Annotated in this window: 11 protein-coding genes; 5 read left to right on the plus strand and 6 right to left on the minus strand. The window is 73.4% G+C overall.

What is annotated here, in order from left to right:
• Nucleotides 1-39 precede the first annotated feature (39 nt).
• The 5 genes from E7744_RS03200 to E7744_RS03220 all read right to left on the minus strand — a co-directional run bounded on the left by E7744_RS03200 (nucleotide 40) and on the right by E7744_RS03220 (nucleotide 8389).
• Entirely contained in the window at nucleotides 40-1041 is a 1002-nt protein-coding gene (locus tag E7744_RS03200; RefSeq protein ID WP_137772878.1) for a hypothetical protein, read from the minus strand.
• Nucleotides 1042-1294: 253 nt separating this feature from the next.
• Nucleotides 1295-3130, minus strand: coding sequence for an ABC transporter ATP-binding protein (locus E7744_RS03205; RefSeq protein WP_137772879.1), 1836 nt, complete (start codon nucleotides 3128-3130; stop codon nucleotides 1295-1297).
• Complete coding sequence (locus E7744_RS03210; protein WP_137772880.1) at nucleotides 3127-5157, minus strand: ABC transporter ATP-binding protein; 2031 nt, start codon at nucleotides 5155-5157, stop codon at nucleotides 3127-3129. The genes E7744_RS03205 and E7744_RS03210 overlap by 4 nt, the downstream gene beginning before the upstream one ends.
• 125 nt (nucleotides 5158-5282) lie before the next feature.
• Entirely contained in the window at nucleotides 5283-6185 is a 903-nt protein-coding gene (locus E7744_RS03215; RefSeq protein ID WP_137772881.1) for a metallophosphoesterase, read from the minus strand.
• A gap of 11 nt (nucleotides 6186-6196) precedes the next feature.
• Nucleotides 6197-8389 (minus strand): transglycosylase domain-containing protein, encoded by a 2193-nt coding sequence (locus E7744_RS03220; protein WP_137772882.1) that lies wholly within the window; start codon nucleotides 8387-8389, stop codon nucleotides 6197-6199.
• Nucleotides 8390-8453: 64 nt separating this feature from the next.
• Here E7744_RS03220 and E7744_RS15725 point away from each other — a divergent pair, with 64 nt between their 5' ends.
• Genes E7744_RS15725 through E7744_RS03230 form a run of 3 tightly spaced genes read left to right on the plus strand, consistent with a single transcriptional unit; the run spans nucleotide 8454 to nucleotide 10067 of the window.
• Entirely contained in the window at nucleotides 8454-8606 is a 153-nt protein-coding gene (locus tag E7744_RS15725) for a hypothetical protein (RefSeq protein ID WP_168199736.1), read from the plus strand.
• The gene (locus tag E7744_RS03225; protein WP_137772883.1) at nucleotides 8603-9067 is read left to right on the plus strand and encodes a RidA family protein; all 465 of its coding nucleotides are present in this window, start codon (nucleotides 8603-8605) and stop codon (nucleotides 9065-9067) included. Before E7744_RS15725 ends, E7744_RS03225 begins: the two co-directional genes overlap by 4 nt.
• A 19-nt stretch (nucleotides 9068-9086) precedes the next feature.
• A complete protein-coding gene (locus tag E7744_RS03230; RefSeq protein WP_137772884.1) occupies nucleotides 9087-10067 on the plus strand; it encodes an NUDIX hydrolase in 981 nt (326 codons plus the stop codon).
• Between the two features lie 10 nt (nucleotides 10068-10077).
• Here the strand turns inward: E7744_RS03230 and E7744_RS03235 are convergent, their stop codons facing one another.
• Nucleotides 10078-10755, minus strand: coding sequence for a Crp/Fnr family transcriptional regulator (locus tag E7744_RS03235; RefSeq protein WP_137772885.1), 678 nt, complete (start codon nucleotides 10753-10755; stop codon nucleotides 10078-10080).
• Nucleotides 10756-10917: 162 nt separating this feature from the next.
• Between E7744_RS03235 and E7744_RS03240 the strand changes: the two genes are divergently transcribed.
• Together E7744_RS03240 and E7744_RS03245 are read left to right on the plus strand one after the other, a co-directional pair.
• A complete protein-coding gene (locus E7744_RS03240; protein ID WP_168199737.1) occupies nucleotides 10918-12111 on the plus strand; it encodes a MarP family serine protease in 1194 nt (397 codons plus the stop codon).
• Between the two features lie 176 nt (nucleotides 12112-12287).
• A complete protein-coding gene (locus E7744_RS03245; protein WP_137772887.1) occupies nucleotides 12288-13943 on the plus strand; it encodes a sodium-dependent transporter in 1656 nt (551 codons plus the stop codon).

The raw sequence follows: 13943 nt of genomic DNA on the forward strand, positions 1-13943 counted from the left end.
CGGGAGCATCCGGACGAGGGGGGAGCGCAGGGGAGGACGTCAACGGCCGTGGGACGCCATGCGCTCGCGGACCAGGCGGACGACCCGGCGGAAACCGTTCCGCAGGTCGGCGCCCGTGACCTTGATGACGAGCCACCCGTGCACCTGGAACCAGGCGTCGCGGTAGGCGTCCAGCTCCTGTTGGCGCGCATCCCGGTGGTGATGCCCCTCGTACTGGAGGGCGATCCGCCACGGCACCAGCCCCAGGTCGGCCCGCGGCGAGGAGGGGTCGTCCGGGTCGGCCGGTACCTGCAGTCCGGGTTCGGGGAGCCCCGCGTCGACCAGGGCCAGCCGCAGCCGGGTCTCCGGCGGCGAGTCCGCGCCCACGCGCACCAGGTCCAGGGCCTCCCGGGCGGCGACGATCCCGCGGAATCGGCCGGCGCGGTGCAGCGCCGCCCGGACCTCCGTGACGGTGGTGAGGGGATCCGTCCGCCCCTCTCCCCTCACCCAGGGGTGCCGGACGAGGTGGTCCCCGGCGACGACCAGGTCGTCCCGGTCGAGACGGGGCCACAGGGCGGCGAGGTCCAGCCACGTGCGGGCGGCGCTCGTCACGCGCAGGCCCAGCCGCGAGGTGACGTCGGCGTCCGGCACGGCTCGGCGGTGGGCGACGACGCCCTCCCGGCGGATGCGGGATCCATCGTGGGGGACCGAGAGATGGAGCGACCCCGGGCCGGCGGGCGACCGGCCGGCCGGCGACGCGGTGAGGCCTCGCGGAAGCGGCACCCGGTAGAGGTGGGCCGCCGACAGGTGCGACACCACCGCATCGGGGCGGAGGCGCAGGAGGGCCCGAACGTCCTGCGGTGAGAGGCCGTGACCGGGATCCTCCAGCCCGCAGGCCTGCCAGGACGGGCCGGAGGGGCCGGCCCCCCGATAGAGCCCGTGGGAGAACCGCTGCACGTCGCGGGCGTTGGTGCGGGCGAGGCCGAGGCCCGCGGCGCGGAGCTCGGCGGTGGAGAAGGACTGGCCTTCGAGGTGCGGGGGCAGGGGCCGACGGGCGATCATCCCCCCAGCGTCCACGGATCATGGCCGGGCGGCGCGGTCAGCGGTGGTGCACGTGGCCGGCCCGCCCGGGGAGGGCCGCTGTGGAGCGGGTCCGCCGAGCACCGCCCGGCCCCGCCCGCTGCTCCCGGGTCACGGACCGAGGGTGTTGGCCGCTCGAACCCATGGTTTGTGACCCGGGAGCACGACGCACGGGCGGGGCGGCCACGGGTGACCCGGGACCACGACGCACGGGCGGGGCCGGGACCGGGGGCGGTCAGGAGACGAGGGAGGCCTTCCACGCCGCATGGAGCTCGGCGAAGCGCCCGCCCGCGGCGACCAGGTCGGCGGGGGCCCCGTCCTCCACGATCCGCCCGTCGTGGACCACGAGCACGCGGTCCGCGATCTCCACGGTGGACAGCCGGTGCGCGATGATCAGCGCGGTCCGGTCGCCCAGCAGCCGCTCCAGGCCGGACTGCACGAGCCGCTCGCTCGGCAGGTCCAGGGAACTGGTGGCCTCGTCGAGGATGAGCACGGCGGGGTCGGCCAGGAAGGCGCGGGCGAAGGACACCAGCTGCCGCTGCCCCGCGGACAGCCGCCCGCCGCGCTTGGTGACGTCCGTGGCGTAGCCCTCGGGCAGCGCCTCGATGAACCCGTCGGCGCCCACGGCCCGCGCCGCGGCCCGGATCTCCGCCTCCGTGGCGTCCGGCCGGCCCAGCGCGATGTTCTCGGCCACGGAGCCGGAGAACAGGAACGCCTCCTGGGTCACCATCACCACGTGCCGGCGCAGGTCGGCCGCGGACAGCCGCCGCAGCTCCACCCCGTCCAGGGTGAGCGAACCGGCGCTGAGGTCGTAGAACCGGGCGATGAGCTTGACGAGCGTGGACTTGCCGGCCCCGGTCTGCCCCACCACGGCCACGGTCTGCCCGGCGGGGATGACCAGGTCGAAGCGTGGCAGCACCACGCTGCCGGCGCCGTAGCCGAACTCGGCATCCCGGAACTCCAGCCGCCCCACGGCCCGCGGCAGCGGCACCGGCCGCTCGGGCTCGCGCACGGAGGGGGACTCCTCGAGCAGGCCGGAGACCTTCTCCAGGGCCGCGGTGGCGGACTGGAAGGAGGAGTAGAACATGGCCACCTGCTCCATCGGCTGGAACACGCGCTTGCCCGCCAGCAGCAGCGCCACCAGCACGCCGACGGCGAGCGTGCCGTCCAGCACCCTGAAGCCGCCGAGGACCAGCAGGGCCACCACGGTGAGGTTGCCCGTGACCAGCAGGGTCGGCTGGAGCACGCCGAACAGGTTGAGCGAGTCCACCATGTCGTCGCGGTACCGCGTGGCCAGGCCCTCGTAGGCCTCGTCGTTGGCGCGCTGCCGGCGGAACGCCTGCACCGCGCGGATCCCGGTCATGGTCTCCACGAAGTGCACGATCATCCGCGCCGAGGACACCCGCGAGCGGCGGTACACCGCCTCGGAGCGCACCTGGTACCAGCGCACGGCGACCGCCACGGGCACGAAGGCGCCCAGCAGCACGAGCCCGGAGCGCCAGTCGAGCACGAACACGGAGATCGTGGTGAACACCATGAACATCAGGCCGGACACGAGCGCGGACACGCCCTGGTCCAGCAGCTCGCGCAGCGAGTCCAGGTCCGAGGTCTGCCGGGAGATCACCCGGCCGGAGGTGTACCGCTCGTGGAACTCCAGCGAGAGCCGCTGGGTGTGCCGGAAGACCCAGACGCGCAGGTCCAGCAGCATCGCCTGGCTCACCCGGGCGGTCAGCCACGTGTAGGTGCCCAGCAGCAGCCCGGCGGCCAGCCCGGCCGCCACGTAGGTGCCCCCGACGGCGGCCACCACCGGGGTGGGGGAGCCCCCGGCCTCCAGCGTGGAGACGACCTGCGGCAGCCCCCAGTCGATGCCCCACGCGATGATCAGCGGGAACGACGCGCGCGCGGCGTTCGAGACCACGACGAGCACCGCCGTCAGCAGCAGTTGCCACCGCACCGGCCGGGCGAGGTCCTTGAGCAGCCGCCACGACCGGGCCCGGACGTACCGGCGCTCCTCGGCGCTGAGGTCGAGCCGCTCCTCGCCCCGCGTGCCGACCGGTCCGGGGCCCCTCATCGCCGGCCCCCGTCCACCACGCCGTCCACGGCGGCGCCCGCCGCGTCCCCCTCGACCACGGGCGTCGTCCCCGTGATGGCCCCGGAGTCCAGGACGGACTCGATGGAGCGGTCCCGGCCGAGGCTCGAGATGATCGCCCGGTACGGCGCGGACCGGCCCAGCAGCTCGGCGTGCGTGCCGACGTCGGCGATCCGGCCGTCCTGCAGGACGGCCACCCGGTCCGCGAGGGCCACGGTGGAGGGCCGGTGGGCGACGATGAGCGTGGTGGTCCCGGCCAGCACGTGGCGCAGCCGCCGGGTGACCTCCTCCTCGGTGCGCACGTCCAGGGCCGAGAGCGGGTCGTCGAGCACGAGGACCTCGGGCCGGGCGGCGATCGCCCGGGCCAGGGCGATGCGCTGGCGCTGGCCGCCGGACAGGCTCAGCCCCTCCTCGCCGATCTCCGTGTCCACTCCCTCCGGCAGCCCGTGCACGAAGCCGGCCCGTGCCGTGTCCAGGGCCGCCGCCAGCAGGGCATCGGCCGCCGCGGGGTCGGCACGGACCTCCTCGGGCGCGCCGAGCAGCACGTTGTCCCGGACCGTGTCCGAGAACAGGGTGGCGTCCTCGAAGGCGATCGACACCCGTCGGCGCAGCTCCGTCAGCGGGACCTCGCGCACGTCGCGCCCGTCCACCAGGACGCGGCCCGCGCTGACGTCGTAGAGCCGGGGCACGAGCTGCACGAGCGTGGACTTGCCCGAGCCGGTCAGCCCCACGAGCGCCATCGTCTCGCCGGGCTCCAGCGCCAGGGTGACGTCCCGCAGCAGGGGCGGGGCGCCGGCGGGGGCGTCGGGGTAGCGGAAGGCCACGCCCTCGAAGGCGAGGGACCCGCGGGGTGCCGGGGCGCCGTCGTCGGGACCGCCGGGACCCGCCCCCGGACCGGTGGCCGGGGCCGGGCCCGCGCCGCCCGCCGGGCCCGCGCCGTCCAGCGGGTCCGCGATCGTCACCGGGGTGTCCATGACCTCGAGGTGGCGGTCGATCGCGGTCTTGGCGGACAGGGACATGCCCATGAGCTGGCCCACCGACTCGACCGGGCCCGCGAGCACGGCCGTGGTGGCGAAGAACCCGGCGATCGCGCCCACCGTGAGCTCGCCCGTGGCCACGAGGTACACCCCGGTGGCCAGGGAGAGGCCGATCACCGTCTCCGGCAGGGCCACGATGAGCGCGATGAACCGGGACAGCACGGCGGCCTTGTGGACCTCCGTGCCGCGCAGCGTGTCCGCCTGCCCGCGGAAGCCCTCGAGCGCCTCGCCGCCGCGGCCGAACGCCTTGAGCACGCGGATGCCGTGCACGGACTCCTCCACGGTGGTGGCCAGGTCCCCGGCCTGGTCCTGGGAGAGCCGGGAGGCGGCCCGGAAGTCGGTGCGGAAGGCGTAGGAGTGCCACATGATCGGCGCCGCGCCGGCCAGGTAGATGAGCGCGAGCACCCAGGACGTGCTGAACAGCAGGACCAGCCCCACGGCGATCGTCACGATCGAGACCACGAACATCACCGTGCCGAACGCGATCCACCGCCGCAGCAGGGACAGGTCGCCCACCGCCCGGGAGAGCAGCTGGCCGGACGGCCAGGTGTCGTGGAAGGAGACGGGGAGCCGCTGCAGCCGGCGGAACAGGGCCACGCGGGCGCGCTGCTCCACGTTCGCCGCGGGCGGCAGGATGAAGAACCGGCGCAGGTAGACCAAGGCACCCTCGGCCACGCCGAGGACCGCCATGACCGCCACCGCCGTCCACACGTCCCGCGCGTCGCCGCCGGGGCGCAGCACCGAGTTCACGAGCTGCTGGATCACCTGCGGGATGGCCAGGGCCACGAGGCCGGCGAGCATCGCGGACGCCAGCCCGGCCACCCAGCGCCAGCGGACGCCCTCGAGGTAGGGGGAGAGGCGGCGGACCGACGCGGCGAGGCCGCGCTCCCCGTCCCGGGCGCGGCGCGGCACGGGACGGGCGGGCGTGCGCACGGGCGGACCTCCGGGGTGGGGCGGGGACGGAGCCTCCATCCTACGGTCGCCCGGGGCGACCTGAAAGACTCCTTGAACCTTCTCGGCCCGGGGGGACCGCTGCCCGCCGGCGCCGGCGGCGCCGGCGGTGCCGGAGGTCCCGGCGGCTCGCGCGGGGGCCGGCGTCAGGGGGCGACGACGTCCAGCACCACGGCCTCCGGGCGGCACGCGAAGCGCACGGGCGCCGTGGGGGACGTGCCGATGCCGGCGGACACCTCGAGCGGGACGGTGCGGCCCCGGTGGGTCCACTCACTCAGCCCCGAGGCCTGGCGCGTCGGCAGGTCGCAGTTGGTCACGAGTGCGCCCACCCCGGGCACGCACACCTGGCCGCCGTGGGTGTGGCCGGCGAAGATGACGTCCGCGCCGTCGTCCACCATGGCGTCCAGGACCCGCCGGTAGGGCGCGTGGGTCACGCCGAGGCGCAGGGCCCGGCCCGTCGTCGCGCTGCCGCCGGGGAAGCCGGGCCAGTCGTCCCGGCCCAGGTGCGGGTCGTCCGTGCCGGCCGCGTCGAGGCGGATCCGGTGCACCACGGTGCTCGCCCCGCGGTTCGTCAGGTCCGTCCAGCCGCGCGTGGCGAAGGCGTCGAACAGCCTCGCCGAGGGCAGGCGCTGCCGGTCGGGGTCCTGCCGGGAGGGCCCGGCGAGGTAGCGCAGGGGGTTGGCGAAGGTCGGCCCGTAGTAGTCGTTGGAGCCCGGGACGAACAGCCCGGGCACGTCGAGCAGGGGACCGAGGGCCTCCAGCAGCGGCTCGATCGCGGCGGCGGAGGCGATGTTGTCCCCGGTGTCCACCACGAGGTCCGGCTGGTACCGGGAGAGCGTGGAGAGCCACTCGAGCTTGTCCTCCTGGCGGGGGTCCAGGTGGATGTCGGACAGGTGCAGGATCCGGAACGGCAGCCCGCCGGCCGGCAGGACGGGCAGTCGCTCGGTGCGGACGGTGAAGTTGCGGGCCTCCACGAGGGAGCCCCAGGCCAGGGCCCCGGCGCCGGCGGCGGCCAGGGTCCCCACCGCGGCGGCGGTCGTGCGCAGCATGCCCGTGCCCCTCACTCCGTGGACACCACGGTCGAGTCGTCGTGGTACGGCTGCGGCCCCGGCCGCGGCTCGTCGAGCTTCACGGTCGTGCCGCCCTCGCGCTCGCCCTCGGTGCGCGGGTCGGACTCCGGGCCGTCGAACGGCGTGAACTCGGCGGTCTCGTAGCGGCCGGCCACGGTGCCCATGTAGTCCGCCCACATCGGCCCGGCGATGATCGAACCCCACACGTCCTCGAACTCCACGCCGCCGATGGTGCGGCCCTCGAGGCTGCCCAGGCCCTTGTAGTTGCCGACCCACGAGGCCGTGGTCAGGCCCGTGGTGGAGCCGATGAACCACGTGGACGAGGAGGTGTTGTTCGTTCCGGTCTTGCCCGCGATGGGGAAGGGGATGTCCTTGGCGATGCGCTCGGAGGCGATCGCCTTCAGGGTGTTGTTCAGCTCCGCGACCTGTTGGGTGTCCGCCACCTTCTCGCAGGCCACCGGGGGCACCTGGTAGGAGTTGCCGCGGGTGTCCGTGACCTCGGCGAGCACGCGCGGCTCGCAGTAGTTGCCGTCGTCCGCGAGCGTGGCGTAGGCCGAGGCCATGGTCATCGGGGAGACCTCCTCGGAGCCCAGCACGAAGGAGGGCTGGCCGGGGTCGATCCCGTTGCCGTTGTCCGCCCGGTGGATCCCCACGCGGTTGGTCATGTCCGTGATGGCGCACAGGTCCATCAGGTAGGTGGCGGCCACGGTGGCGGTGTTGATCGACCAGTACAGGCCGTAGTCCGCCCGCATCGGCTTGGTCATGTCCCGGATGGCGTTGCGCACGGTCCAGCCGTTCTCGTCCGGGATGTGCACGTCGCCGTCCTCCTCGCAGGAGGCCTTGAACTCGGTCCACTGGGGGTACTTGTTGTTCTTCGCGTCCAGGGTGTCCACCATCGAGTGGCCGGACTCGATCCAGGTGAGGAAGACGAACGGCTTGAGGGTCGAGCCGGCCTGGAAGCCGTTGCCGCCGCCCATCGGCTTGTCCACGTTGAAGTTCAGGGTCGTCTGGCCCTGGCCCTCGGCGGTGTCGTAGCGGGTGTTCTGGGCCATGGCGCGGACATTGCCGGTGCCCGGCTCGACCGTCACCAGGGAGGCCCCCACGCCGTCGGACTCGTCGTTCGGCACGTGCTCCAGGACGGTCTTCTCGGCCTGCTTCTGCAGGGTGGAGTCCAGCGTGGTGCGGATCTGCAGGCCGCCGCGGTCCAGCAGGCGCTGGCGGGACTCCACGTCCGGGCCGAAGGCCTCGTTGTCCAGGACCGCGCGCTGGACGTAGTCGCAGAAGTAGTTGCCGTAGGCCGCGGACATGCAGCCCGAGGCCAGCGGGGTGACGTCCAGGCCCAGGTCCGTGGCCACGGCCTCGTCGTGCTGGGCCTGGGTGATCTTGCCGGTGCGCAGCATGGCCGCCAGCACCGTGTTGCGCCGCTGGGTGGCCCCCTCGGGGTTGTTCACCGGGTTGTAGCCGTTGGGGGACTGCACCATGCCGGCGAGCATGGCCGACTCGGGGATGGTCAGGTCCGCCGCGGCCTTGTCGAAGAAGTAGCGCGAGGCGGCCTCGACGCCGTACACGCGACCGGAGAACAGGACGATGTTGAGGTAGCCCTCGAGGATCTCGTCCTTGGACATCTCCTTCTCCACGGCCACGGCCAGCTTCATCTCGCGCAGCTTGTCCGCCACGTTCTTGGTGCCGGAGATCGTGGTGCGCTCGTTGTTGAGGTACTGCGCGTTGACCAGCACGTTGTTGACGTACTGCTGGGTGATCGTGGAGGCGCCCTGCGTGGAGGAGGAGGTGGCGTTGTTGACGAGAGCGCGGGTCAGGCCGCGCGCGTCCACGCCGCCGTGCTGGTAGAACCGCTCGTCCTCGATCGCGATGATCGCGTCCTGCATGTTCTTCGAGATCTTGTCCAGCGTGACCGGCACGCGGTTCTCGGCGTAGAACGTGGCCAGGACGGTGCCGTCCTTGTCCAGGATCCGGGAGGGCACCGAGAGCGGCTCCTCCTTGAGCTCGGCGGGCAGCTGCTCGAGCATGTCCCCGCCGGCGGTGGCCGTGGCCCCGCCCATCGCGGCGGCGGGCAGCAGCAGCCCCGCCGCGAGCACGCCGCACAGGGCGCTGACGCCCAGGAAGGCGACGATCTTGCCCAGTGTCGTGGCAGTGTCGAAGAAGGGGGACGTGCGCTTGGCCATGGGGAGGATTCTACCGGCCGGGGTATCCACCGCGCGGGAGGCCGGTCCGGCTAGGGTGGGAGCCATGACAACCTGGGAATACCTCATCACCCCGTTGCCCCTGCACACCCCCAAGCAGGTCCTCGACCTGCACGGATCCGAGGGCTGGGAGCTGGTCACCGTGCTGACCGGTCCCGAGGGCGGGGCCGTGGCCTACCTGAAGCGGCCGAAGCAGTGACCGGCGTCGTCGAGGCCCGCCTGGCGGAGCTGGGCCTGGAGCTGCCCCCGGTGGCCGCCCCCGTGGCCGCCTACGTGCCGGCCGTGGTCCAGGGCGAGCTCGTCCACACCTCCGGCCAGCTGCCGTTCCAGGGCGGCCAGCTGCCGGCCACGGGCAAGGTGGGCGCCGGCGTGGACCCGGACCGGGCCGCCGAGCTGGCCGCCGTGTGCGCCGTCAATGCGCTGGCCGCCGTGAAGTCCGTGATCGGGGACCTGGACCGCGTGGAGCAGGTCGTCAAGGTCGTCGGCTTCGTCGCCTCCGATCCGGCGTTCACCGGGCAGCCCCAGGTCGTCAACGGCGCCTCGGAGCTGCTGGGCAAGGTCTTCGGCGAGGCCGGCGCCCACGCGCGCTCCGCCGTCGGGGTGGCCGTGCTCCCGCTCGACGCGCCGGTCGAGGTCGAGATCACCGTCCGCTTCCGCTGAGCCGGAGGGAGCCGCGGCCATGCCCGAGCAGGAGTACCCGGCGCGCACGGGCGTGGCCGTCGGCCACGGGCCGGTGCACCGGCCCGAGGGGGCGCCGGAGCGCCGGCTGTTCGAGTTGCCCGAGGACCAGCACGCCGCCGCGCGCAGCTGGCTGGTCCACGGGGAGCGCCGGCCGCGGGCGGCGCGCCGGGCCTCCTCCGTGGCGGTCGTGCGCGACGGCTTGCGGGGCGTGGAGACCCTGCTGCGCTACCGCGCCGGGTCCACGCCCCTGGGGGCGGTGGCCTTCCCCGGCGGTTCGCTCGAGACCTTCGACGAGGACGAGTGCGCCTGGTTCGGCCCGACGCCGGCCCAGTGGGCCCGGGTGCTCGGGCTTGACGACCACCGGCTGGCCCGCCGCCACGTGGCCGGCGCGATCCGCGAGCTCTTCGAGGAGACGGGGATCCTGCTGGCCGGCACGGACGAGCACTCGGTGGTGGAGAACCCCGGCGGCGGGGAGTGGATGGAGGCCCGGCAGGCCCTCGACGAGCAGCAGACCACGCTCGCGGCCCTGCTGAACCGGCGCGGCCACGGGCTGCGCACCGACCTGCTGCGCGCGGTCGGCCGCTGGCACAGCCCGCACTTCGCCCACCGCCGCTTCGACACCCAGTACTTCGCAGTCGCCGTCCCGCACGCACAGGACACCACGCTGCTGGCCGGCAAGGGGCTGTGGGCCGACTGGGTCCCGGCCGCCTGGGTGCTCGCCGGGCGGAACGGCACGCGGCTGGGGGACGCGATCGGCCGGCCGGAGACGGTCGGGCGCCGCCTGGGCCAGCTCACCGTGCCGCCCGTGGAACTGCTGCTGGAGCGGATGGCCGCGGCCGGGTCCACGGTGGAGTTCCTCATGGACCTGACCATCCGCGGCCGGGTCCCCGAGTACACCCCGGAGCTGCAGGGCGCCCCGGACGGGGAGGGGGACTTCCGGCTCGGGGTGAGCCTGCCGGGCGGCCGCTGGGGCCGCTAGGCGGACCGGCTCAGCGGGAGCGCTGGCGCAGCCGCTGCAGGTCCAGCACCACGACGGCGCGGTTCTCCAGGCGGATCCAGCCGCGCTGCACGAACTCGGCCAGGGCCTTGTTCACCGTCTCGCGGGAGGCGCCGACGAGCTGGGCCAGCTCCTCCTGGGTCAGGTCGTGGGCCACGAGCAGGCCGTCGGTGGCCGGCCGGCCGAAGCGGTCCGCGAGGTCCAGCAGGGCCTTGGCGACGCGGCCCGGGACGTCGGAGAAGACGAGGTCGGCGAGGGACTCGTTGGTCTTGGACAGCCGCTGGGCGAGGGCCCGGAGCAGCTGCATGGAGACCTCGGGGGTGGACTGGATGACCTTGCGCAGGTTGTCGTGGCGCAGGCCGGCCAGGCGGGTCGCGGACACGGCGGTCGCCGAGGCGGTGCGGGGCGCCGGGTTGAACAGGGCCATCTCGCCGAAGACCTCTCCCGGGCCGAGGATGGCCAGCAGGTTCTCGCGGCCGTCCGGGGCGGTGCGGCCCAGCTTGATCTTGCCGGACATGATGACGTAGAGCTGGTCGCCCTGGTCGCCCTCGTGGAAGGCCGAGGCGCCGCGGGACAGCTCGACCTCGGTCAGCTCCGAGGTGAGGGCCGTGAAGACCTCGTCATCCAGGTTGGTGAACAGCGGGGCCTTGCGCAGTACCTCGAGATCCATGTGTCCTTCGTCCTCCGTGTCGGGGATGTACCGGTGTGCCGCAGGCCGGCGGGAGCCGTGCCTGCGATGACTCGCAGTCCATTCTGCCCCATCCGTCGCCATCGTAACGGTAAACTCGGTGACCACGCGTGCGCCGGCGCCGGGGCGCAGGATGGAGATGCAGTGGTACTGGGACTGGCCTGGCTGGACTGGGCGCTCGTCGTCGTCCTGCTGCTGGCCCTGCTGGGCGGCTACCGCCGCGGCTTCTGGGTCACCCTCGGCACGGTGTCCGGGCTCGTGGCCGGGGCCGCCGCCGCGTTCTTCTCCATCCCCCTCGTCTCGGAGTGGGTCCCGGACCCCGCCTGGCGCATCCTGGCGATCATCGCCGCGGCCCTCGTGCTGGTGTTGGCCGGCCAGGCCATCGGCGCCGGCATCGGCCGCGCCATCCGGCTGCGGATGGCCCTGCCGGTCCTGCGCACCGTGGACCGGGCCGCCGGTGCCGTGGTCAACACCGCGGTGGCCGCGGCCCTCGTCTCGCTCGTGGCCTTCTCCGCCTCTTCGATGGGCATCCCGCCGGTGACCTCGGCGATCTCCGAGTCCCGGGTCATCACGGCGATCAACCGCCTCGCCCCGGACGCCGCGAAGTCGCTCGTGGCGCGCGTGCGCTCCGAGGTGGCCGGCTCGGACGTGGTGCCCGTGCTCGAGGAGCCGGTGGTGCGCGAGGTGCCCACCGCCGAGCCCTCGGCGCCCGAGCCGGGGGACCGGATCGAGGAGGCTCGGGCGGCGGTGGTGCGCATCAGCGGCACCGCCTACGCGTGCGGGCAGAACCAGACCGGCTCCGGGTTCGCCGTGGCTCCCGACCGGGTGGTGACGAACGCGCACGTGGTCTCGGGCCTGGCGGAGCCCGCCGTGGAGGACTCCCGGGGCACCGTCTACGCCGGCCGGGTGGTGCACTTCGACGTCGCGCGCGACCTGGCGGTGATCGCGGTGGACGGGGCGGAGCTGCCCACGGTGCCGAGCGGGGCGGACCTGGCCGACGGGGAGGCCGGCTACATCATGGGCTATCCCTCCGGGGGACCGTTCTCGATGGACCCGGCGGAGGTCCAGGCCCGCGGCGCCGTGACGGTGGAGAACATCTACGGGGGCGAGCCGGGCCTGCTGGACATCTACCAGCTCAACGCGGACGTCCAGCTGGGCAACTCCGGCGGCCCGCTGCTGGACGAGACCGGCACGGTGGCCGGCGTCGTCTTCGCCCGCGCCCCGGGGGACGTCAAGGTCGGCTTCGCCGTCACGGGGGACGAGGCCGGGGAGGTCCTCACGGGGGCGGGGGAGATGGAGGACACCGTCTCCACCGGCCAGTGCGTGCAGGGCGGCTGAGCGGCCGCGTCCCGCGCTGACGTGCGCGGAACCGGTGGACCGGCCGTGTACGCTGGACCGCCGACTGCACTACTGTGGTCGCCACCACTTCACGCACCGTAGCGCGGGTCCCCGCCGGCTCCGATCCTCCTGGCCGGCACCGGTCCGCGCGACCACGGCACTGACCGGGAGGGACCGTGTCAACCAATACCGCATCACCCCAGAGGACGAGCCGCGAGCAATGGGGCGGCCGCTGGGCCTTCATCTTCGCCGCGATCGGCTCCGCCGTCGGGCTCGGGAACATCTGGCGCTTCCCGTACGTGGCCTACGAGAACGGCGGCGGCGCCTTCATCGTCCCCTACCTCGTCGCGCTGCTCACCGCGGGCATCCCGCTGCTGTTCTTCGACTACGCGATCGGCCACCGCTTCAAGGGCTCGCCGCCCCTGGCGTTCCGCCGGCTGACCCGGTGGACCGAGTCCATCGGCTGGTGGCAGGTCCTGATCTGCTTCGTCATCGGCGTCTACTACGCGGCGATCATCGCCTGGGCGGCCATGTACACCTTCTTCTCCGTGACCAAGGCCTGGGGGGACGACCCGGAGGCCTTCTTCTTCGGCGACTACCTCCAGGTGGCCGAGGACGTCACGCCCAACCTCGAGTTCGTGCCCGGGGTGTTCTGGCCGATGCTGGCCACGTGGGTGATCCTGCTGGTCATCCTCGGCGCCGGCGTGCAGAAGGGCATCGCGCGGGCCTCGCTCGTCGGCATCCCGGTACTCGTGGTCATGTTCGTCGTCCTGGTCATCGTGGCCCTGACCCTGCCGGGCGCCCTGCAGGGCCTGGACGCCCTGTTCACCCCGAACTGGTCGGTGCTGACCGACCCCTCGGTGTGGATCGCCGCCTACGGGCAGATCTTCTTCTCGCTGTCCGTGGGCTTCGGCATCATGATCACCTACTCCTCGTACCTCAAGCGCCGCACGAACCTCACGGGGTCCGGCCTCATGGTCGGCTTCTCGAACTCCAGCTTCGAGATCCTCGCCGGCATCGGCGTCTTCGCGGCCCTCGGCTTCATGGCCCAGGCCAACGGGGTGGCCGTGGCGGACGTCGTGAGCAACGGCATCGGGCTGGCGTTCGTGGCCTTCCCGACGATCATCTCCCAGGCCCCGCTCGGCGCGCTGATCGGCGTGCTGTTCTTCGCCTCCCTGGTCTTCGCCGGCTTCACGTCCCTGATCTCCATCCTCGAGGTCGTCGTCTCGGCCGTGAAGGACAAGCTCGGCTGGAGCCGGTGGACCACGGTGATCGTCGTCGTCGGGATCTCCGGAGCCCTGTCCCTGCTGCTGTTCAGCACCACCTCGGGCATCAACCTGCTGGACGTGACGGACGCCTTCGCCAACAACTTCGGCATCGTGGGCGCCGCGCTCGTGGCCGTCATCGTGGTCTCGTGGCTGCTGCGCCGGCTCGGCGGGATGGTGGACCACCTCAACGCGGTCTCCTCGTTCCGGGTGGGCACCGTCTACAAGGTGCTCGTCGCCGTGGTCATGCCGATCGTCCTGGCGTACATGTTCATCGCGGACGTGGTGAAGAAGGCCACCGAGGGCTACGGCGGGCTGCCGGCCTGGTTCGTGGGCACCTTCGGCTGGGGCATGTCGATCGCGCTGATCGTGCTCGCCATCGTCCTGGCGCTGCTGCCGTGGGCGCCGAACTCGGCGCTGCACCGGGAGTACAACGAGAACCTCGAGCCCGCCCCCGTGGACGCGCACGAGGGCCTCGGCGTCGCGTGGGAGGGCGTGGGGGAGCGACACCCCCACGGCGCCCACACCGCCCGTCCCCGCACCGACGACCCCCAGAGAGGAGCCTGA

Source organism: Citricoccus sp. SGAir0253, assembly GCF_005877055.1.
Classification (GTDB): Bacteria; Actinomycetota; Actinomycetes; order Actinomycetales; family Micrococcaceae; genus Citricoccus.